At 43.7% G+C, this 22,297-nt stretch carries 21 protein-coding genes and 1 riboswitch; of the genes, 8 read left to right on the top strand and 13 right to left on the bottom strand.

Translation table 11 applies throughout. The features are described 5' to 3' along the window. Positions 1 to 24: 24 nt before the first annotated feature. Together ileS and H8704_RS11295 are read right to left on the bottom strand one after the other, a co-directional pair. Positions 25 to 3,183, bottom strand: a complete 3,159-nt coding sequence (gene ileS, locus H8704_RS11290) for an isoleucine--tRNA ligase (protein WP_249298330.1) — start codon at positions 3,181 to 3,183, stop codon at positions 25 to 27. A gap of 586 nt (positions 3,184 to 3,769) precedes the next feature. Further along, positions 3,770 to 4,108, bottom strand: a complete 339-nt coding sequence (locus H8704_RS11295) for a helix-turn-helix domain-containing protein (RefSeq protein WP_249298331.1) — start codon at positions 4,106 to 4,108, stop codon at positions 3,770 to 3,772. A gap of 356 nt (positions 4,109 to 4,464) precedes the next feature. Here H8704_RS11295 and H8704_RS11300 point away from each other — a divergent pair, with 356 nt between their 5' ends. The 4 genes from H8704_RS11300 to H8704_RS11315 all read left to right on the top strand — a co-directional run bounded on the left by H8704_RS11300 (position 4,465) and on the right by H8704_RS11315 (position 6,216). Then, positions 4,465 to 4,908 carry a DUF1700 domain-containing protein gene (locus H8704_RS11300; RefSeq protein WP_249298332.1) on the top strand — a complete coding sequence of 148 codons (444 nt, stop codon included), beginning with the start codon at positions 4,465 to 4,467 and terminating at the stop codon, positions 4,906 to 4,908. An 11-nt stretch (positions 4,909 to 4,919) separates the two neighbouring features. Beyond that, entirely contained in the window at positions 4,920 to 5,411 is a 492-nt protein-coding gene (locus tag H8704_RS11305) for a hypothetical protein (protein WP_249298333.1), read from the top strand. A 15-nt stretch (positions 5,412 to 5,426) separates the two neighbouring features. Then, positions 5,427 to 5,783: a DUF1579 domain-containing protein gene (locus tag H8704_RS11310; RefSeq protein WP_249298334.1), complete on the top strand. Its 357-nt coding sequence runs from the start codon at positions 5,427 to 5,429 to the stop codon at positions 5,781 to 5,783. 67 nt (positions 5,784 to 5,850) lie between these two features. Beyond that, positions 5,851 to 6,216 carry a PadR family transcriptional regulator gene (locus tag H8704_RS11315; RefSeq protein ID WP_118679729.1) on the top strand — a complete coding sequence of 122 codons (366 nt, stop codon included), beginning with the start codon at positions 5,851 to 5,853 and terminating at the stop codon, positions 6,214 to 6,216. 95 nt (positions 6,217 to 6,311) lie between these two features. On the opposite strand, the gene H8704_RS11320 is transcribed toward H8704_RS11315, so the two are convergent. From H8704_RS11320 to H8704_RS11335, 4 genes are all read right to left on the bottom strand, one after another. Continuing rightward, positions 6,312 to 7,163: an MYG1 family protein gene (locus H8704_RS11320; protein WP_249298335.1), complete on the bottom strand. Its 852-nt coding sequence runs from the start codon at positions 7,161 to 7,163 to the stop codon at positions 6,312 to 6,314. Positions 7,164 to 7,165: 2 nt separating this feature from the next. Continuing rightward, complete coding sequence (locus H8704_RS11325) at positions 7,166 to 7,447, bottom strand: DUF2442 domain-containing protein (RefSeq protein WP_118679735.1); 282 nt, start codon at positions 7,445 to 7,447, stop codon at positions 7,166 to 7,168. A 26-nt stretch (positions 7,448 to 7,473) separates the two neighbouring features. Beyond that, on the bottom strand, positions 7,474 to 7,725 hold the full coding sequence (locus H8704_RS11330; protein WP_118679737.1) for a DUF4160 domain-containing protein: 252 nt from the start codon (positions 7,723 to 7,725) through the stop codon (positions 7,474 to 7,476). Between the two features lie 178 nt (positions 7,726 to 7,903). Beyond that, positions 7,904 to 9,112 (bottom strand): NADP-dependent isocitrate dehydrogenase, encoded by a 1,209-nt coding sequence (locus tag H8704_RS11335; protein WP_249298336.1) that lies wholly within the window; start codon positions 9,110 to 9,112, stop codon positions 7,904 to 7,906. Between the two features lie 301 nt (positions 9,113 to 9,413). On the opposite strand from H8704_RS11335, the gene H8704_RS11340 reads away from it, so the two are divergent. The 3 genes from H8704_RS11340 to H8704_RS11350 all read left to right on the top strand — a co-directional run bounded on the left by H8704_RS11340 (position 9,414) and on the right by H8704_RS11350 (position 12,689). Then, complete coding sequence (locus H8704_RS11340) at positions 9,414 to 10,226, top strand: Ig-like domain-containing protein (RefSeq protein ID WP_249298337.1); 813 nt, start codon at positions 9,414 to 9,416, stop codon at positions 10,224 to 10,226. A gap of 215 nt (positions 10,227 to 10,441) precedes the next feature. Then, positions 10,442 to 11,371 (top strand): S1 RNA-binding domain-containing protein, encoded by a 930-nt coding sequence (locus tag H8704_RS11345; protein ID WP_022465058.1) that lies wholly within the window; start codon positions 10,442 to 10,444, stop codon positions 11,369 to 11,371. Positions 11,372 to 11,516: 145 nt separating this feature from the next. Next, entirely contained in the window at positions 11,517 to 12,689 is a 1,173-nt protein-coding gene (locus tag H8704_RS11350) for an FprA family A-type flavoprotein (protein ID WP_022465057.1), read from the top strand. Between the two features lie 167 nt (positions 12,690 to 12,856). Here the strand turns inward: H8704_RS11350 and H8704_RS11355 are convergent, their stop codons facing one another. From H8704_RS11355 to H8704_RS11375, 5 genes are all read right to left on the bottom strand, one after another. Beyond that, positions 12,857 to 14,848, bottom strand: coding sequence for a DUF4430 domain-containing protein (locus tag H8704_RS11355; RefSeq protein ID WP_249298338.1), 1,992 nt, complete (start codon positions 14,846 to 14,848; stop codon positions 12,857 to 12,859). A gap of 28 nt (positions 14,849 to 14,876) precedes the next feature. After that, entirely contained in the window at positions 14,877 to 15,905 is a 1,029-nt protein-coding gene (locus H8704_RS11360; protein WP_249298339.1) for an ECF transporter S component, read from the bottom strand. Beyond that, positions 15,905 to 17,626 carry an ABC transporter ATP-binding protein gene (locus H8704_RS11365; RefSeq protein ID WP_249298340.1) on the bottom strand — a complete coding sequence of 574 codons (1,722 nt, stop codon included), beginning with the start codon at positions 17,624 to 17,626 and terminating at the stop codon, positions 15,905 to 15,907. Before H8704_RS11365 ends, H8704_RS11360 begins: the two co-directional genes overlap by 1 nt. 38 nt (positions 17,627 to 17,664) lie before the next feature. Then, on the bottom strand, positions 17,665 to 18,582 hold the full coding sequence (locus tag H8704_RS11370; protein WP_249298341.1) for an energy-coupling factor transporter transmembrane component T: 918 nt from the start codon (positions 18,580 to 18,582) through the stop codon (positions 17,665 to 17,667). Positions 18,583 to 18,658: 76 nt separating this feature from the next. Then, positions 18,659 to 19,687, bottom strand: a complete 1,029-nt coding sequence (locus H8704_RS11375) for a DUF4430 domain-containing protein (RefSeq protein ID WP_118679751.1) — start codon at positions 19,685 to 19,687, stop codon at positions 18,659 to 18,661. Between the two features lie 201 nt (positions 19,688 to 19,888). Then, positions 19,889 to 20,131: riboswitch (cobalamin riboswitch) on the bottom strand. A gap of 487 nt (positions 20,132 to 20,618) precedes the next feature. On the opposite strand from H8704_RS11375, the gene H8704_RS11380 reads away from it, so the two are divergent. Continuing rightward, a complete protein-coding gene (locus H8704_RS11380) occupies positions 20,619 to 21,485 on the top strand; it encodes an Rpn family recombination-promoting nuclease/putative transposase (RefSeq protein WP_118689659.1) in 867 nt (288 codons plus the stop codon). Positions 21,486 to 21,638: 153 nt separating this feature from the next. On the opposite strand, the gene H8704_RS11385 is transcribed toward H8704_RS11380, so the two are convergent. After that, the gene (locus H8704_RS11385; RefSeq protein ID WP_022465049.1) at positions 21,639 to 21,818 is read right to left on the bottom strand and encodes a hypothetical protein; all 180 of its coding nucleotides are present in this window, start codon (positions 21,816 to 21,818) and stop codon (positions 21,639 to 21,641) included. A gap of 279 nt (positions 21,819 to 22,097) precedes the next feature. Continuing rightward, positions 22,098 to 22,297, bottom strand: a 200-nt coding sequence (locus H8704_RS11390) for a hypothetical protein (protein WP_249298342.1), incomplete at its 5' end; no start/stop codon positions are given.

The following is a 22,297-nucleotide window of genomic DNA, read 5'->3' on the forward strand; positions in this document are numbered from 1 at the left end:
TCTTTAAAACTGCTCCATGAACTCTTACAGCTTCTCGACACCAAGCGTAACCTTCTCGCCGTTGATACTCCATTCCTTGACAAAACCCTTTGCTCCATCATAAGAAACCTCGTCGGCCAGAACCTCAGACTTGATCTGTGCCTCATTGTCCTGAATCACCTTCTGAACCTTATCATTGTCCTGCATGCTGACTCTGATATGATCCATCACCTCAAAGCCTGCATCCTTACGCATAGTCTGAACCTTACTGATGATCTCGCGTACAAAACCTTCCTCCAGAAGCTCCGGTGTCAGGTTCGTATCAAGAACCACCGTAATGCCGTGGTCACTGTCAGAAACATAGCCCTCCATCTGCGCTGCTTCAATCAGAAGATCATCCTTCTCCAAAGCCTCATCCTGACCATCGACCTGAATCGTCAGAGTTCCCTTTTCATTCAACTCTGCCATAGCTGCCTGACCGTCAAGCTCTGCAAGAATCTGTCTCACATCATTGATCTTCTTGCCAAAACGACGTCCCAGCGTCTTAAGCTGTGGCTTAAAGCTATAGGTTGTCAGCTTGCTCACATCATCAGTCAGCTCTGCTTCCTTCACATTCAGCTCGTCACGGATAATATCTACATAGAAGTCACTGAGCTCCTTGCCGGCTTTAATATACATCTTGCCGATCGGCTGTCTGTTCTTGATATTGGCGGTATTTCTGCAGGCACGTCCGATCACGACCGCCTCCAGTACAACCTCCATATCAGCCTCAAGCTGAGAGTCAATATGTGCCTCATCCACCTTCGGGAAGTCACACAGATGTACGCTCTCCGGTGCACTTGGATCAATAGAGCATACCAGATTGCGGTAAATATCCTCAGTCATAAATGGGATCATTGGTGCAGCCGCTTTGGAGATCGTAACAAGTGCGGTATAAAGAGTCATATAAGCATTGATCTTATCCTGCTCCATTCCCTTTGCCCAGAAACGCTCACGGCAGCGACGTACATACCAGTTACTCATCTCATCCACAAACTCCTGCAGTGCTCTTGCTGTCTCCGGGATACGATATGCAGCCAGATTTTCATCCACAGCCTTAACGGTACTGTTCAGACGGGACAGAAGCCATTTATCCATAACAGAAAGCTTGTCATAATCTAATGTATATTTCGTTGCGTCAAACTCATCAATATTTGCATAAAGTACAAAGAATGCGTAGGTATTCCAAAGAGTACCCATAAACTTACGCTGTCCCTCCTGTACAGCCTTTCCGTGGAAACGGTTCGGCAGCCATGGGGCACTGTTAATATAGAAGTACCAACGAATCGCATCAGCACCATACTTATCCAGCGCATCAAACGGATCTACCGCATTCCCCTTGGACTTACTCATCTTCTGTCCATTCTCGTCCTGAACGTGACCCAGAACGATAACATTCTCATAAGGAGCCTGGTTAAACAGAAGGGTAGACTCTGCCATCAGGGAGTAGAACCATCCTCTTGTCTGATCCACAGCCTCAGAAATAAACTGTGCCGGGAACTGCTGCTCAAAGAGATCCTTATTTTCAAATGGATAATGATGCTGTGCAAACGGCATTGCTCCGGAATCAAACCAGCAGTCAATAACCTCCGGAACACGGCGCATGGTCTTGCCGCAGTCCGGACATGTAAATGTTACGGCGTCAATATACGGACGATGAAGCTCTACCTTGGCATCCTCCGGATTGCCACTTCTCTCCGCCAACTCTGCACGGCTTCCGATAGACTCCTGTCTGCCGCAGCCCTCACACTCCCAGATATTTAACGGAGTACCCCAGTAACGGTTTCTGGAAATACCCCAGTCCTGAATATTCTCCAGCCAGTTTCCGAAACGTCCGGAACCAATCGACTCAGGGATCCAGTTGACCGTATTGTTGTTGCGGACCAGATCATCACGAACCTCTGTCATCTTGATGAACCATGACTCACGGGCATAATAGATCAGCGGAGTATCACAACGCCAGCAATGAGGATAATCATGCTCAAACTTCGGAGCTGCAAAAAGCTTACCGGATGCGTCCAGATCCTTTAACACCTCCGGATCTGCCTTCTTTACAAAAAGTCCCGCAAACGGAGTCTCCTCGCTCATCTCACCCTTGCCGTTTACAAACTGTACAAACGGCAGATCATAGTTACGTCCCACATTCGCATCATCCTCACCAAATGCAGGAGCAATATGAACGATACCGGTACCATCTGACATCGTAACATAAGTATCACAGGTTACAAAGAAACCTTTCTTGTGCTGCTTGTCCGCACATTCCTTTGCACAGGCATAAAGCGGCTCGTATTCCTTATGCTCCAGATCACTTCCCTTATATGTCTCCAGCACCTCATATGCCTTAACGCCTTCCTCCTGTGCCAGACCACCAAGTACGTTGTCTGCCAGAGCCTCGGCCAGATAATAGGTATATCCGTCTGCTGCCTTGACCTTAATATAAGTATCCTCCGGGTTTACACAAAGTGCCACATTTGATGGCAGTGTCCAAGGAGTCGTGGTCCATGCCAGGAAATACGCATCCTCGCCAACCACCTTAAAACGGACGATTGCAGAGCGCTCCTTGACCAGCTTATAGCCCTGTGCTACCTCCTGAGAAGAAAGAGGTGTACCACATCTCGGACAATAAGGTACGATCTTAAACCCTTTATATAGAAGCTTCTTGTTCCAGATTTCCTTTAAAGCCCACCACTCGGACTCAATGAAATTGTCATCATAGGTGACATATGGATTGTCCATATCTGCCCAGAAACCAACGGTGCCGGAGAAATCCTCCCACATTCCCTTATATTTCCAGACAGACTCCTTACACTTCTTAATGAAAGGCTCCATACCATACTCTTCGATCTGCTCTTTTCCATCCAGACCCAGAAGCTTCTCTACCTCCAGCTCAACCGGCAGTCCGTGGGTATCCCATCCTGCTTTACGAGGTACCATATATCCCTTCATGGTTTTGTAACGGGGGATCATATCCTTAATAACACGGGTGAGCACATGACCAATATGAGGTTTACCATTTGCGGTAGGCGGTCCATCATAAAAGGTATAAACCGGCTTTCCCTCTCTTGCCTTCATGGACTTCTCAAAAATCTGCTGATTTCGCCAGAATTTTCCTACGTTTTTTTCTCTGTCAACAAAATTCATGTCAGGTGAAACTTTCTGATACATACGTTTTCCTCCTTCTAAAATATCTGATCCAAAGCAGACCGGTATCAACAGTCTGCCCATCTGTGAACCGTTATATAAATAAGGCTGCTATTTATAGAAAACCGGATATTTGTTTCCTATCAATAAAAAAGACCTTCATCCTAAACAGGATGAAAGCCGTAACATTCATAACCACCTATTTAATCTGTACGGAAAATGGGGCAGTGAAATTCTTTGCCCTTGTGTACACCACATTGTACGCAATAACGATTCGATACATACCCCTATAACGGCGGGATCCGTCAGGCTGTACTGATAACACAACGTTCCAGTCTGCAACTCAGGAGTGATCTTCCCTCATCTATCCAAGAGAATACTCTCTATGCATCCGGTTCGCACTATCCCGGACTCACTGAAGCGTTTCCAAACAAGGTACTGTCTCCGTCACAGTTTTTCACTATAGTTTTATATTAGTATCCTTTTCGCTGCTTGTCAACCGCCAACGGTTAAATTCATAAACAAATTATTGTTCTCCCGTTACATCTGCAGGAGTAAATCTTTCCCAGACACTTCCGGTTCAGCCTCAAAGCCTTACATACAATAAAATTTAACTATCCTTCCCTTTCAGCTTTGTTGCCGACATCCGGACCATCTCAAAAATATATTCTTTGACACGATCGTCTGCACGGCGGTACAGTTCCAGAAGGCGTAGTTCATCATCCGTAAATGTCATGGAATCTATTCCAAGAAAATAACCTATCAGCACATCCATTCCCTTTGCAATGTTTTCCAAAGTACCATTCGGAATAGATATTTTTCCATTCTCATAACGACTTAATGTTTGCTGTGTCATATGAAATTTTCTTGCAAATTTATCCTGAGTAAGTCCGTTTTCCCTACGGATATTACGAACTCTCATTCCAATTTCTTTGTCACTTAAAGCCATATATACACCTTCTATATTTTAACTAATGCCCATTTCTGCTGCATATTTTTTCTTTATGTATCTGATATATACGATTATACTTGTGTAATATGGTTAATTTTATTCTGTTTGCGTTTGCGTATAATCTTATAGAGAGTATATTCTTTTTTCGAGCAAAAAAAACTCTTGTCTGATATTTATTTTTTTGATAAAATCAATTTTTGCAAACATACAAATTAGGAAAATGAACTAAAAATATTTTTCATCTTTTTTATTGTTTGAATATGATTAAACACAATGTTTTTTATGCCAATGTATTTGCAAAAAATATTAGATTTGTTATGATAAAAATGTAACTTAAGAGGAGGCGGATTTTGATGAACTCTTTTAATCGGGAACAATATCTGAAACAATTACGGATGTACTACTCCGGAGACCGTAATGATACAGAACAGTTTCTCGAAGAGATGAGCGATTCTTTGGACTGTTATCTGAAAGAACATCCTTCTGCTACGACAGTGGAAATCTTTCATCATTTCGGACATCCAAAAGAACTTGAGGAACAATATGAGGAAGCTGTTGCAGCACAACACAGGGAGCATAAAAAACAGTTTTTCAAAACTGTGATCATTGCGATCTTTGCTGCATGTCTGTTAATTTTGGGAGCATTTATTCTTCATTCCTGCGAAATACTTAACGAAGTTAATGGACATTCCGAAGTGATTTTAAAAGAAGAAAAGGCAAAAGATGCCAAACCAGATAATTACAGCCGCACTAAGAATGTCCCCTCCGACAAACCACGAGTTCATATTATCGAATAGGAGGAATTACTATGAAAAAACTTTTTAAAGCACTCACTTGTTTTGCACTTTCTCTTTCTATGCTGGCATCAATCCTACTTACAGCAGTTCCGGCATCCGCATCGTCAGATGTCACAACAGTCTCAGAGGAAACCATCCAGTTAGAGGATGGGGCATACTGCATTGTGACAACAACCGAAACTATGATCCCATCTGTAGCACGCGGAAAAACGAAGACAAAAGGGGCACAAAAAGCATATCGATACTACAATGCCAGCGATGTTCTCGTATGGGAATATATTCTTCATGCTACATTTATGTATGATGACTATCTTGTTGTATGCTCTGATACATCTAATGAAATCAATATATATAACCCAAAAAGATGGATCTATGAAGGTGGAAAGCATTGGAAACAGGGCAATACCGCTTACGGTCGGGCAACAATTCACTTAATTGCAACCACCACTTCAAAAACTGTTAATTTACAGATTTCATGTAGTAAACATGGTGTTCTGAGCTAACAGAAAGGAATATTCATGCGCTCATTTCTATTAACCCGGCGATTGTATTTTCTCAGCCGCACTTTAATTCGGCATAAGTTTTCAACGTCAGAAGTCAATCATACCAAGGACGATATATCTCCGGCATGTTTATCACTTTACAGTGATATGTTGCAATACAGTGAAGAACATCCTGATTATGGATACCGTGAAATTTATTGTCACTTTGTTGACGATGATACACGGAAGATGCTCGACCTAAGACGCCGTCAAAAAATCCTGTTGGCAATTGCTATAGGCTGTATCGCTATTATTGTCATTGGATATTTTGTTTTAAATCGGCTTACAGCATATCTTTTAGAAAATGTTCCAATTTCTTATATTAAGGTGTGACATTTTTTCTAAATATGTGTTATAATGAGAGATACATAAAAAACTATAGAAAGTTGGATGGATAGCGATGGGCATAAAAGATAATTTAAAGCGTGGAACTATTGAAATGATCCTTTTGCATTTACTGGAGCAGGAAGATAAGTATGGATACCAGTTATCACAGGATCTCGAAAAACAGAGTGAGGGCGATTACCAGTTAAATGAAGCTACAATGTACCCAACACTCTACCGTTTAAAAAAGAATGGTTATCTTGACGAGCGTAAGGTTCAGGTGGTTGGAAAGCGTTTCCGTGTCTACTATCACCTGACAGAGGCCGGCAAGCAGCATCTTGAGGAAACAAAACGAGAGTATTACAGCGTTTGTGCTTCTGTAGAGAAGGTGCTTTCTTATCAGGAGCGTGCTTCTGTCACCCCCTCCGGAACCGAAGGATGATCATTAAACTTTAAAACAATCAAATAAGGGGAGGATTTATTTCAAATAGAAATAGATTCTCCCCTATAAGTGTTTCTATACAGTATTTATTCAATTTATCTGTTTTGTTCTAACGATATCACAGCCATTTTTATAGCATCTTCTTTTGTATCCGCAGCTCCCATAAAGCCTGTCGCATGGCAAAACCGTGCAGTAGCTACACCGCTGACACCCGGAAGCTCTGAAGGATCACACCCCCACCACTCCTTAGGAAAATCACAGACAAGACTCCGATCCTCTTTGGATTTTGGTACACCCTGTACGCTATATCCTCCCCGATTCGATGGATATACCGTAAACTGATAGCTGCTGCCAATCACATCCCGTTTCCATGGTACATAGCACGGCAGGATCAGAATCTCTCCATCACTCTCCTCCATAGCTTTTTTCACCACATCGGATGCCCGGCGAAGTCCCTGTATACTCTCTATATATCGAATCAGAATCTTCTCCGCAAAGGCTTCTGCCTCCCAGAATCGATCATCATAGGAAGCATCCGAATCCCAGCCCGGATTAAACTTTTCCATAAGCTCTGACAGGATATTCTCAGATCCTGTATTATCTGATTCATCCAATGGCTGAATAAACTTCTCATCGAAATCAGCCGCCTCCTGCTCTGTCAGGAAGCAGGTGCCAAATTCTCTCCAAAGAAGTCCAAATGCCGCATAGGGCACACCATTCTCACGAATATCTTTGTCCTGCTGATGATGGTCGTACTTTCCTCTTCCAATATCATATACAATGCCATCGAAATCCTCCGGTACATCAAATCCACGCGTCACCTCAATCGCAGGATTCAACAGGCGTAAAAACGCCGTAGAAAACACGTCATCCGCATGAAATTTAGCTCCATGAGTAAATCCATGATCCGGCACAAGTCCGGTAACCTCTTTTTCAAATTCTATCATAATTACGTTGTCCTCCTGGTCTGTAGTTCCCCTAATATTCTCTCTTTTCCAAATTCATAAATTGTATCACTTGGAAGATCAATTCTATCATTCCAATAAATACAGGTTCTGCTTTGATCTAATTGTACCTGTAAGAATAACCCATGTATACTTTCTAAATCCTGAAAATCAGCAATAGTATTAATATCATCTTTCACATCATAATAAACCGTCTTTCCATCATCAAATACTACATATAAAATGAAATTCTCCAACGGTTTTACACTTTTTATTTTTGGTATCATAGAATCCCTCCAAACATTAAAACCGCTTATAATGGTGGTAATTTTCTCAAATTTTGACTCTCCCACATCTCCAACAAATCTTCCTGATTATGAAGCAGCCACTCTTTTACAAGTTCCTGTGCTCTCTTCGGTAAGTCCCCCTCTGTCATTTCCATAGTCCTTAAATCAAAAATACCTACATGCTCACCATATAATGCATGTATATGGCTTGGTTCATGCTCTTTCGGCTTAAAAAACATCTTAATAATAATTCCATAAAATCTGCTAATTTCCGGCAAGCCTTCATCTCCTTTTCTACAATGCTTTGTTTTAATAATCCGATATCATTATAATCTATTTTAAATTCCTTGTATATACAATATACATCATCAAACAACAAAAAGCCCCTGTTGCGAGGCTTTTTGCTTCCATACGGATCTCTATTCTATGATTTTGTTTTTTATGCAAGAATGCCTGTTACAGCATTGTTTCCAGGGACTCACGGACTGCCTTGATAAATCCCTCACTGTTTAATACCGTAACGTCCTTCATACTGGTGATCAGCGCCAGATCCTTTGTCATCTTTCCACTCTCAATCGTAGAAAGTGTTGCTTTCTCAAGCTTGTCGGCGAATGCCATCAGCTCCGGAATGTTGTCCAGCTCACCACGCTTGCGAAGAGCACCTGTCCAGGCAAAGATTGTTGCTACAGAGTTTGTTGATGTCTCCTCGCCCTTCAAATGCTTATAATAATGTCTCTGAACGGTTCCATGGGCAGCCTCATACTCATATACACCGGAAGGAGAAACCAGTACAGAAGTCATCATTGCCAGAGAACCACATGCAGAGGAAACCATATCGCTCATAACATCTCCGTCGTAGTTCTTGCAGGCCCAGATAAATCCACCCTTTGCCTTCATAACGCGGGCAACGGCATCATCGATCAGAGTATAGAAATACTCAATACCGGCTGCCTCAAATTTGTCCTTGTATTCCTTATCATAGATATCCTGGAAAATATCTTTAAAATTATGATCATAAATCTTTGAAATCGTATCCTTGGTTGCAAACCACAGATCCTGCTTTGTATCCAATGCGTAGTTAAAGCATGCCTTTGCAAAGCTTGTGATGGATTTGTCTGTATTGTGGATACCCTGAATAATACCCGGTCCATCAAACTCCTGAATCGTCTGACGAATCTCTTTGCCGTCCGCACCGGTAAATACGAGCTCTGCTTTACCTGCGCCAGGCACCTTGATCTCTGTATTTTTATAAACATCTCCATAGGCATGACGTGCCAATGTGATCGGCTTTTCCCAGTTCTTTACACAAGGCTCGATGCCCTTTACCTGAATTGGTGCACGGAAAACAGTACCGTCCAGCGCTGCACGGATCGTACCATTTGGAGACTTCCACATTTCCTTCAGATTATACTCTGTCATACGAGCTGCATTCGGTGTAATCGTTGCACATTTTACAGCAACACCATACTTTTTGGTTGCCTCTGCAGAGTCGATCGTTACCTGATCGTTTGTCTCATTACGGTACTCCAGTCCGAGATCATAATACTCTGTCTTCAGATCAATAAAAGGAAGAAGCAGCTCATCCTTGATCATTTTCCAGAGAATTCTGGTCATCTCGTCGCCATCCATCTCAACTAACGGTGTCTTCATCTCGATCTTTGCCATGTCATTATCCTCCATTTTTGCAATATGTATGCCGGATTTATTGAAAATCTCCGGCAAATGTTTCGTATACTGATACACATGTATGCATTAGAACATCACTCTCTTTAACTATACCACAAAAAAGCATGATGCACAAATTGGTTTCCGGAGATTTCCGAATTTTCCGTGATATTTACTGGAAAAAATTTATATTTTCGTGCAATGTTCCAAAAATATAACGTCCCTATTGACCTTTGCAATGCGTGGTGTTATACTCCAGACACTTTACAATATTTCTCCCCCGGCAAGGAGGGAGTTCTCTATGAAACATTCATTATCATTTCGACGATATCTTCTCGTCATACTCACGACACTGTCAATCCTTCTGGGACTTTTCAGCATTCCCATCGTCTCCTGCAAAGCCGCAGCCAGATCCACAGGAAAAACAGTTTCCAGACCTAAGATCACATTAAATACCAGACAGATATCCATGGAAAACGGAGAAATTTTTTCACTTCGGGCATCTGTATCCAACGGCACCTGTCCTGTCTACCGCAGCAACAAAAAGGGTGTTGCCGTCGTGGACAGCAATGGCGTGATCACCGCCTGCAAACCGGGTACTGCCATAATCTCTGTCAAAGCAGCAAAAACCACGGTTACCTGTCGCGTTACGGTTAAAAAACCCGTGATCAAACTGAATCACATCTATGCAAAGCTTTTTCGATGCCAGCAGATCCAGCTGACCGCCGAGGTATCTTCCGGGATCCAGCCATCATGGAAATCCAGCCGTCCCCGCATCGCAACTGTCAACGACAATGGACTTGTGTGCGCCCGGAAACACGGCACCACAATCATTACCGCCAAAGCGGATGGCGTATCCAAAACCTGCGAGATTGAGGTAGAATCTCCAACCATTCGTATATCTTCTACTTCTCTGACCATGAAAGCCGGAGAAACGCGTACACTCGATTATATGGTCTCCAGTGGCAATGCACCACTGATCAAATCAAACAAGCCAAATATCGTCCAGGTAGATCAGCTTGGCAATCTTACTGCCCGAAGTGCAGGAACTGCTGTCATTTCCTTTACCGAAGATGGCACAAAAGAAACCTGCACTGTCCGGGTTCTGAAATAGGATAATATTTACCCCAAAACCAATAGAATACAAAACGGAGGGAGAAATATTGTAAGGTATTTTTTCTTTGTGACATATCAATCCGTCAGCTTGTAAACACACCATAAATCCGCTATACTACAATCAGGAAGTCGGTGAAGGGATGGAAGAAATGACAGAAAAAGAATTGATCACTTAAGTTTATAACAAACATTTCTGCGGAATGGAGGATTTATATGAGTGAAGAAAAGAGTATGAAGGATTACGAAAACGAGCTGGAGCGTTCCTTTCAGGTACTGCGCGAGGGTGATATTCTGGATGTGACCGTGATCGGCGTTTCCGACACAGAAGTAACGGTTGATCTGAATTATTATACAGAAGGCATTATCCCGATCGAAGAGTGCAGCGACGATCCATCCTTTTCTATTAAAAAGGATATGATCATCGGGGATGTGATCCAGGCTATGGTACTGGACCCGGAAAATGCCAGTGGTAATGTAATTCTTTCCAGAAAAGAAGCAAACCGTGTGCTGGTATGGGATGAATTAAAAGAGGATATGGCAGACGGAACCGTTTTTGACGTAAAGATCACAGAGGCAGTCCCTGCCGGCGTTGTTGGTTATGTCCGGGGAATCCGTGCATTTATCCCGGCTTCACAGCTTGCCCTCACCTATGTGGAGGACACGGAAAGTTATGTCGGAATGACTGTGCAGGCCGTGATCATCACGGTAGAAAAGGATATCCAGAAGCTGGTACTCTCTGCCAAAATGATCCAGAAGGAAAGAGCCCTGGCAGAAAAGACACAACATATCGGACGGCTGACCACCGGAGATCTTGTGGAGGGGCCGGTAACCCGTATGGAATCCTATGGTGTATTTATCGATATTGGAGAAGGACTGACCGGGCTCTGTCACATTTCCCAGATCACCAATAAATTTATCAAATCTCCAAAGGAAGAACTAAAAATGGGACAGGTAGTAAAAGCAAAGATCCTGAAGATTGAAGGGGATCGTATTTCACTGAGTATCAAAGCTCTCCGTGAGGATGAGCCTGATACCGGGGAAGAATCCTATGAGATCCCTGAAGCATATTCTGCTGACAGTGCAGATAAGGATCAGGATACCAGCCCTTTTGCAAAGCTTTTACAGGGGATCAAATTGGAATAAGAATTCTATTGACAGACCATTTGCCCCATTTTACAATAGAAATCAATTGGAGCATAACAATGTCTCCAGGATGATCACAACGCAGTATCCGGCGCACAGCTGCTGCGTTTAAAATAATATACCGTGCGCAGAAACGAGGTTACTTATGAGTGTAGTTATTTCAGATTCCGTAAAGTACATTGGTGTGGACGACACCACCATCGATCTTTTTGAAAGCCAATATGTTGTTCCGGAGGGAGTTTCTTATAATTCCTATGTTATCCTTGATGAAAAAGTTGCTGTTATGGATACCGTAGATCCCCGCGGTATGGAGCAGTGGGAAAAGAATCTTCTGGACACCCTGAATGGCAGAAAGGTAGATTATCTGGTCGTGCAGCATCTGGAGCCGGATCATTCCGGCAGTATCGCACGTCTGGTAGAACTTTTCCCGGATGTAACTCTGGTTGGCAACGCCAAGACCTTCGCAATGCTTCCACAGTTTTTCAACATTCCATTGGAGGGGCATACCCTGACAGTCAAAGAAGGCGATACTCTTTCATTAGGAGAGCATACTCTGACCTTCGTGATGGCACCAATGGTTCACTGGCCGGAGGTTATGGTTACTTATGAATCAAAGGAAAAGATCCTCTTCTCCGCAGATGGATTCGGTAAATTCGGTGCCCTTTCCAAGACAGAGGGCGAGGATGACTGGGCATGTGAAGCCCGCAGATATTATTTCAATATTGTCGGCAAATATGGTGCACCGGTACAGACCCTTCTCAAAAAGGCTGCCGGGCTGGATATCGCTACGATCTGTCCACTTCATGGTCCGGTTTTAAAGGACAACCTCGGATATTATCTGGATCTGTACAATACCTGGAGCAGCTATCAGCCGGAGGATAAGGGTATTCTCGTAGCATACGCCTCCATCCACGGCAATACGGCAAAGGCTGCAGAAAAGCTTGCCGAAATGCTTCGTGAAAAAGGGGCCGAAAAGGTGGTTGTAAGCGATCTTGCCAGAGAGGATATGGCAGAGGTTATCGAGGATGCGTTCCGTTATGACCGCATGATTCTGGCGGCTGCCAGCTATGATGCCGGAGTTTTCCCATGTATGCAGGATTTCCTTCATCATCTCCAGAGCAAGGCTTATCAGAATCGTAAGGTCGGTATTATGGAAAACGGTTCCTGGGCTCCGACTGCAGCACGCACAATGAAATCTATTCTGGAAACCATGAAAAATATCGAGATCGTAGAGCCTGTTGTTACGATCCGTTCCGTTATGAAGGACAGTGATCTCCCTGAAATGGAGAAGCTTGCAGATGCTATGACTGCAAAATAGTCCTATATCTGTAACTCAGATATTTTTATACAATAACAAATCCCCGTGAATACAGGATGACATGAACCATTGGTTACGATCTATGATCCAGGTCATCTCCTGTAATCCACGGGGATTACTTTTTGTTTTTTATGTTTTATTTCACATTTTACTCTTCAAAAGCTGTTTTATTTCACAATAACCTTCACTTTACTCTTCTTTCCATCGGCCTTCAGGGTGACTACTGCAGAACCCTTCTTGATGCCCTTTACCGTTGTTGTCACCTGTGTCACTGTAGCTTTCTTTTTCTGAACAGATGTTTTCACAACCTTTACTGTCTTTTTGTTTACGGTTACCTTCACAAGCTTCTTGATGGATGCATTCTTAGCTGTTGTTACATTCCACTTAATTGTTGTCTTTTTGCCCTTCTTTACAGTTACCTTTGTCTTCGCAGCTGTAACCTTTTTCACCTTCTTGACAGCCGGTGTTGTAGTCTTAGCCGGTGCAGATGGACTTACGGCCGGAGTCTGTGTCGGTGCTGCCGGTGTTGTTGCTGCCGGTGCAGATGGACTTACGGAAGGTGTCTGTGTCGATGCTGCCGGACTTACGGAAGGTGTCTGGCTTGGAGTTACAGATGGTGTCTGACCCGGATCCGGTTCGCCAGATGGGTCCGGACTTGCAGAAGGCTCCTCAGATGGATCCGGATTCGCCGTTACATCACTGAGATCATAAATAGAAGCTGCATTCTCCATAACACGAATCACTGCATTCAAACCACGAAGAAGCTGCTCCGGCTGATAACCCATCAGACTTTCATCCACTGTCTTTTCATCGACATTTACAAATGCAGACGCAGCATCAAGAACGGTCTTTCCTTCTTTAATGAAATCGCTTCCATCTGACTCATCACAAGGATTGATACGAAGCTGTCCCATAGCAGTCATAACCTGAGCCAGAGACCATGCATTATTATCAGAGCCCCATGCTGCATAAGCACCCTTCTGATTCTGCAGGCTCTCCATAAAATGAGTTCCTTTGGCAACTGCCTTGGCTGTAGCCGCATTGTCTTCACCGGAAATATATGGATATAATGCCTGCAACGGCATTGCCACATCGTCCACCGTAGACCAGGTAGAAGCTGTGGCAACCTTTGCGATGGCGGTACCAACCTGACCGGTTACGTTCTTTACAAGCTGTGCTCTGGTAATATAATCATCTCCTGTTGGAAGCTGATAATTTCCGGAATCAAATGCAAGAAGCATTGTAGCATCAAGCATATCTGCTACAGTGTTAGCATAATTACTCTTCTTTGCCATTGCTTCGATTAGATTAAAACCACGGATATCCTTTGCATCTTTCCCCATAGCAGTTACAAAAAGAACAATCTTTGCATATGCAAATTCTGAATATCCACCTACCAGTGTATCGAAATCTTTTTCCTCACCGTTATCGGTAACGGTTCCCTTGTCCTTCAGTTCCTGAAGCTGGGAAGCTGCCTTTTTATACATTTTATTGAAATAATCGTCTGCCTTGTATCCGGCACGAATCAATGAGAATGCTGCATATAATGCATTTGGCTGCTCAATGCCGTAAACGGTTCCATCTCCAAACATCTGCTGATAAATTGCATCCGCAAGAACATCCTGCTGTGCCTTGGCATTTGTAAGGAGCTTTGTCGCTGCCGCACTGTCCGGATTTTTAGCAGGATCATCGGCAAAAATAGCTGCGCCGGTTGCTGTTGCATAATTTCCATAAGCAAAAATAAAGCTTATTTTATCATTATCCTTCAAAACAGTCTGGCCAATTCCGTATTGTGAATAGTCTCCATTTACACAAAATGACCAATAACCTTTCGTGTAATCCTTCGGTGCCGTAATACTTCCAATACCATTCAAATATGGTCCCCAGGAACTCTCCACAATATCACAGGAAATATTTCTGGAAGATAATGCCTCCTTTAAAGCTACATCTGCTGTACTTCCTTCCTCTACCTGTACCGGAAGCTTTCCTGTATTTACCTCATTACCTGCCGCATCTTTTCCTTCTGCTGCCACAAAGACCGTAATCTTATCCGCAGAAGTGTTGTTCCCGTCAGCCTTTACTGCAGAGCCTGTGCTAAATACTGTCGTAAATGCCAGGGCGGCTGCCAGAAGACTGCTCATCCATTTTTTCTTACTCATTTCAATCCTCCAATCATTTGTGCTGTGTTTACAGTGTAATCCCAAATTTCCCTTGTATACGCTCCAGTTTTTGTAAAATGCTGTCCCCAAAAAGGAACATACACAACGCCGCCGTTCCGGCATGCGCCGCGTCATAGGGTGCCCCTGTCAGGTATAATGCTTTTAATGTCTCCCAGCTGATATCCCCTGCAGAGGAATCTGCCGGATATGTCATAAGCATCGCCGCAAAGTTCATCAAACCTCCATATAGCAGAAACACCACAAAAAACGTAAACACCGTTGTCGTGATATCATCCACCGGGAGCTTTTTCCTTTGCAGCACACATCCGGCCGCCAGTCCCGCAATACCATAGAAGTAAAGCCTCCATCCAAAGAAGCTCTGTTCACCGGGATCATTCCGGAACAAAAAGACAATATAAGCAAGCACCCATGCAAATAAAACGCTAAGAACCGGTCCCATAAGCACCCGAAACGTTCTGCCCTTCTCCAGGGAAAGGCGTCTCGCCAGAGTCTCTCCGGTCCTTCTGCGTTCTACTTTATTAAAAGCCAGGCCGGATAAATATCCGACCATCCCCCAGGCAGCCATCTGCCAGGGAGTCCATGGCCCCTGACCATCAAAAAAGTTACAAACCAGTCTGCTCATGGCACCGATCAGAAAGCCGGCCTCCGGTCCCAGACCAATTCCGCAAATTACCACCATCGTGGTACCGGCATGGAGCGGTATCGTATGTGCACAGATTTCATTCATGACCACACATAATGCAGTCAGAGTGGACAAAAGAACTACTTCTCTGGCACGGGGTTTCCGTCTTTCATACTGTCCAAAAAACAGGACAAGTACCAAAGCAACTCCACCAAAACCAATCAGAAGATAATGCCTCCCCTCAAGCAAAACTGCCGACACAAACAGCAGAATGATCATAGCCGCAAAAAGCAGTACACCATTCCACCTTCGCCGCTTTGATTTTTCTTCCAGATACTCCTCCCAATCAAATCTGCGCCGGCCGGAGACATCCTTTCCCGGCTCTGTCATACGGCTAAGGCCCTCTTCTCTCATCAGCCACACCCCGCTTTCTGCAGGGCGGCAATGATATCTTCCGTCCGGAAGCATTCTCCCAGAATCCCCTGGGACATTCTGCCCGCCGGTGTTGTATAGAATACATTGTCCCGGAAAAAGGACTCTGTCGGGGACTGACTGATTATCTGCCCATCAAAAAGCAGACCACAGATATTTGCATATTGTGCACAAAAATCCATATCATGGGAAACCAGCACAATACTTTTTCCCTTAAGGCACAAATCTTTTAACAGCTCTGCCAGCTTTTTCTTAAAGGCACCATCCAGTCCCTTGGTTGGTTCATCCAACAGCAGAATATCCGGTTCTGTCATCAGAAGCTTTCCTAAAGCAAGCCGCTGCTGCTGACCGCCGCTCAGGTCCATGGGATTCTGTTCCTGCTGCTTCTCCAGCTCCAGATAACGAAGCATTTTTGCCACAGGAGACCGGTCATGCCAATCAGAAAGCATTACTGTCAGCTCCTCCTCCACCGTAAGCTCAGTAAAAAGACTCCGCGGATTCTGTGCGAGATATCGTATCCTGCCACTTGCCCTTACTTTCCCCCGGCGTGCCTTATAAATTCCCATGATCACTTTTAATGCCGTGGATTTGCCGGAACCGTTTCCTCCCATGATGGCAAATATCTTTCCCTTTGGCACCTGTATAGAGAAATCCTCCAGCACTCTTTTGCCCTTTTCATATTCAAAGAAAATCCCCTTTGCCTGCAGAACCACTTTCTCCTGATCCAAAGTCTTCTCTCTTTCCTGTGGTTTCTGCTGCCTTCCGGCTTTATCTGCAGGAGTTCCCCTGCTGTTATCTATTTGGAAATATTGACCACTGCCTTTTTCAGTCTGTCCGCTTTTATGGACAGTCTGCTGCAGCCAGCTTCTGCCCTGACGGATGCTGACCGGAGCCTCCTGCTCCTTCTCGTTATGACATGCCTGCCATACCCTGACTGCTGTCGGCATTGCCGGTGCAATGGAAAGCATTTCACCATGCTCCTTCTCAAACTTCTCCAGAATATCACCGCAATGTGACGGAACCGTATCTCCAAGAAGCTGCCCCTGATGCATGATCAACACACGGTCTGCCATAGGCAGTACTTCCTCCAGACGCTGCTCTGACAATAGGACTGCCGTTCCCAGATCTCTGTTGAGTCTGCCCAGAGTATCCAGAAAACGCCTTGTGCCAATGGGATCTAACTGCGCCGTCGGCTCATCCAGCAAAAGAATGTCCGGCTGCATAATGACTACTGATGCCAGATTTAAAATCTGTTTCTGTCCACCGGAAAGCTCAGATACCGGTTTGCGAAACCAGCTCTCCATCCCAAAATATTGTGCTATTTCAGCGGTTCTCCTTCTGATCTGTATCCCGGATACGCCTAAATTTTCCAGACCAAATGCCAGCTCATGCCATACCTTATCCGTTACCAGCTGTGTGTCCGGATTTTGGCCCACATAGCCAATCCGGGCCGCACATTCCCTGTCATTCATCCTCTCCAGATTCTGCCCCCGGTAATAAAGTCTTCCGCTTCCGGTTCCAAAAGGGATCTGATTTTTTTTAAAATGACGCAGCAGCGTTGTCTTACCACAGCCCGACTGTCCACAAAGAACCACAAACTCGGATTCTTTCATTACAAAACTGATATCGTGGATCGCATCCTGAGTCTGCCGTGGATAGCAGAAAGTTAAATGTTCGCATGATAAAACGGTATTCTGTTCCATTTTTGTCCCTCCTTTCCGAAAGTCTTTTTCTTTGTATTTTATGCTTTCGTTCCTTGTATCCCATTTTCAGGACATATTCTTCTCTGATTCCAACGGTAATACAAATCGTATAACCCCGGCGAGATCATCCCAAGACTCCCGGCTGCTAATGCTGCACCTGTTTCCGGCGTGATGGGCTGCCTTGCAAGCTCCGGGAAATAATACGCCTGCAGATTTCCCCGCAGCTGACATACATACAATCCACCAAATACAAGGATCATATAAAGACACCAGATGATATCTTCCTTGTGAAAGCGAAACAAATGAAACCATGTTCTTTCCCCAGTCTGATATCCCCTTGATTCCATCGACACAGATACTTCGATCGAATCCTCCAGGGACCATGAAATAAGAATAGAAAGCTCCCGGAGAAAACTCTGTAATCTGCCCCGGTATGTCGCATTCTTTCCGCTCCTTCCCAATCCGATCTGCGCTTCATGTATCTGACGGTAATGATCTCTCATATCCGGAAGAGCCCGCAATATCATCATCAGCATCAATCCAATGGTTGGTATCGTCCTGCCGGTCAGGTACAGCAGCTTCTCGCTGTCCATCAGACATCCCGCCACCATACACCACTGCAATACAGCCAAAAGCATTACCGTCATAATAATGCCGTAAAATACAGATTCCCAGGTCACTGCCAGACCATTGACATAAAAAAGCGGGGTGACACCTCTATGGGAAAATAACGGAAGTATCCCTGCTGCAAAAAGCAAAATTCCACTCCCGGCAAACAATATCCGTGCCCATTGTCTGACTCCCCTCAATATCACACAATATATTCCCGATGCAAGAAAAGAGACAAACAAAGCCATAGGATGTCTTGTCGTCATTGTCCAGATTACACTTAGCAGAATATAACATAAGATCACAACCGGATGTCTTCTGGAAAATTCTGAAGCAGTTCGTTCCATAACTATGCCTGTCTCCTTTCTTAATTGTGTGAATATATGATATGGGGGTCAAAAGGTATTTTGCTCCCAACTGATGTCAGGTGGTCTTTCCGTCGCAGGTGTAATACCAGCTGATTGCATCTCCATCCGATACCTTATATGCGGAAGCTCCCCGATTCGGCGCTGTACCGTTCACCTTATAGATCCAGCCGCTCATATCCCCCGCCTGTTTCTCATAAATATTTCCAATGCCTTTTATATAGTAGCTTTTATACATTGGCGTATAGGTTGCATCCACTGCCACACCCTTTGCCTTACAGGCTTTTTCCAGTACATCATAAACACTGGAGCCCTTGTCCACTTTTACGGACACCTTCTCCAGGATCTGACCGTCGGAAGGGATATATTTCCAAATGCTCTGCTGTGCCTGTTTCTTATTTTCTACCAGACTGTCACAGCGAATCTCTATAGTACAGGTAATCTGTTCCGCCTGTGGCTTGCCTGTAGCCGACGGCCCCGTCGCAGAATCTTCTCTGCTTTCGGAGGGAGTCGAAGTACCGTTGTTTTCCTCCGTACCATCCTGCCCCGCTGTGCTGCCCGGAGTATTCTGTGAAGAATTGTCTGCAACAGAAGAAGCTGATGGCTGACTACTGTTTTGCTCTGGTTTCTTATTCGAAGGTTTTCTGTTGCTTTTATTTTTATCTGATGTTTTTGTTCCGGATCCATTCTTGGATGATTTCTTTTTCTGCGCTGAATTCGTTGATGATTTCTTTTGCGATCCGGAGGACTTTTCTGATTCCGGCATCTCTGACGGTTTCATTGATGCCGATGTCTTGTGCCCTTCCTGATCCTTTTGTATTTTCGGTTTCTTTGACGATGTTACCTGTTTTGCTCCTGACCCTTTCCCCTGATCATCCCCTGCTGTTCCCGTGCTATCGGGAGACGACGTATCATACATAGATTCCAGTTCATTGTCCCCGGAATCACTGCTGACATCCTTTGCCAGCTGTCTCTGCTCCTGACGATAGGAATCCACCGATTGAAAATGTGTCTGACGCACGCCCAGTATCACAGCAAATATTACAAGCATTCCTACGATAATATATTTCCCATTTCTCTGTCTCACAATCTTCCTCCTTTCTATCGCTCTGCAAGGTCATCAAAACCCATGCTTTATTTACATAATAAGCAAAAACAGTCCCTGTACATTCCGAACACTGTACAGAGACTCTATTCCTTCGATATCGCTGTGTCAAAAATTTCCACACAGAAATAAACGTTTCCATGTCGTTTTCCTCCCTCCGAGGATCTCTCCATCAAAACGCATTATCTTTGTCTCTGTCCAGCAGGTCTCCTGGCTCGAAATCATCTTCCTCTTTTCCTTCCCATACCGCCTGATACAGTACAGTGGTTTGAAGCTGATCTGACGAATATGTCCGATCATTTGTTATCATCGTTATGTCAGCCTCATTAAAAGAGTCATCCTTCTTACAGTAGCGGGGGCTGCTGCAGCATCTCACTGCATTCCCTTTTCAATCTATCCGGCAAAACCGGATACCATTTCCTGACTGGCGTATCATTGACAACCGATGTTACACCCGTAAGCAAACCATATCCCATACCCCACTACAGCGCGGGGCTGCCGATAGATCACTGAACACGCAAAGCATATCACGATAGTGGGAATATGTCAATGAAGAACATAGGATTTGAATCGATTGAATCGGAGAAAAGTATAACAAATATTTTATAATTTTCGTCACATTAGCGAAATTTCACTTCGTTTTTCGGCATTATGCAGAAAATCTACTTTCTTATCGACATTTGTCTGCCACCATGCTATAATCCTTGAAAAATTTGTCAGATATTTTCTAATCTGGATTTCTTTTTTCTATACCTGAAATTTAATTTTGTTGACGCATTTTTAATCTTAAATTTATCCAAGTGATCAAATCAAAAACAGTATATTATGTCATTGTATTTTAGACGGAAACAGCATATAATAAGGCTAAAATATAGCTTTCCCGTTTTGCTGTCTTCCGAAGAAAGGAGACTTATTGGGAGAGAAAGATATTTCAGAAAAGCTTCTTGCTGACTATGAGGATGTCTTTGCCGATATTGTAAATGTGCTTCTGTTTCATGGGGAGAAACGAGTCATTCCGTCTTCTCTGCAGTCCACCAAAAACAGGTCTCATTACAAGGCGGATGACTCAAAACTCCATGAACAGGAGCGGGATATCCTGAAAGCATGGACCGACGGCCATATCCAGATTGCTCTGATCGGTCTGGAAAATCAGACCACACCGGATACAAAAATGCCGGTTCGGATCTTCGGTTATGAAGGGGCAAATTATCGCAGTCAGTTAAATAATCAAACCATTATACCAGTCATATCTCTGGTTCTGTATTTTGGAACAGAAACACGCTGGCAAAAGCCTCGCAACCTAAAGGCACTTTTAAACATCCCGGAGGGGCTGGAGGATTACATCAACGACTGCCATGTCCATGTTTTCGAGATTGCCTGGCTGCCGGACGAACAGATCAACCAGTTTGAAAGTGATTTTGGCATTGTCGCAAGATACTTTTCAGAGTTACGCAAAAATAAAAATTACGTTCCGGATGACACCAGAACGATTCAGCATGTAGACGAGGTTCTCAAGCTGCTCGCCGTCATGAGCGGCGACCATAGCTACGAGAGAATTCTCGCTCCTACAGGCTCAAAAAGGGAGGTGACCACCATGTGTAGTGTCGGTCAGAGATTAGAAGAACAAGGTATTAAAAAGGGGCGGGTACAGGAACGCATTGAACTTTTAGTTTCCCTGTGCAAGGCTGGACATATATCTATTGATATTGCAGCTGCTGAAATGCACGTTTCCAAGGAGAAATTTCAAAAGTATCTTGACGGAGAAATTCCAGAACCGTAGCCCAGTCCGCAAACAAATGTTCTCATTCAGATCAAATTATTTGGGGCGAATTAGATAGTCTATTTCTGCACACATCATACAAAAGGGCTGACATATTATAAATTAACAATAATATATCAGCCCCTTTATTCATATTATTGAAACCCGGTTCTCTTAATATAACTCCTGTTCTCCATCCTTTTCCTCTTTCACAAAGTGAACACATCTTTGTTCTGAGCCAAAATTATGGATATCTTTCATCATTTTTGCAATTCCAGCAATTTTCTTGCAGTTTTCAACCGCTACTGCACCCGCTAAAACACCGGCAACTCCCAATAAAATTTTCTTCTTCATAGGCATTTCTCCATTATTATCATATTTTATTTGCTCTCAATATAAATGGGATCATTTTCCAACATCCGCTGAATTTTATCCTGATATTGACTCAGCATAAACTCTAGATGGTATCTTTTCTCCATCCCCGTGTCCCTTTTGTTAAGTTAAACATACTATCTGCTAAAATTATTGCTCATTATTTGATTGTTTTCTACGTTGCTTTTCTTCCATTACAATATTAACTCCCTTTTCTAAAAAATTTAACTCCCTTTTCTAAAAAATTAACTCCCTTTTCGATCAAGGGATGATCATCTGTCTTTTTATCATCATTACCACCATTACGATTATGGCTATCAGAAAAAGAAGCCCGATTATTGCTATATTCTTGTCCTTGTTGATGGATTTCTTTTTTTTTAGTTCATAGTCATAGTCTGAATTTTTAAGCTTAAAAAAGGCGAAACTTCCTTCATACAATCCATTATTTGATTGTTTTCTAC

The sequence above is a fragment of the Jutongia huaianensis genome, assembly GCF_014384985.1.
In the GTDB taxonomy this organism is placed as follows: Bacteria; Bacillota; Clostridia; order Lachnospirales; family Lachnospiraceae; genus Jutongia; species Jutongia huaianensis.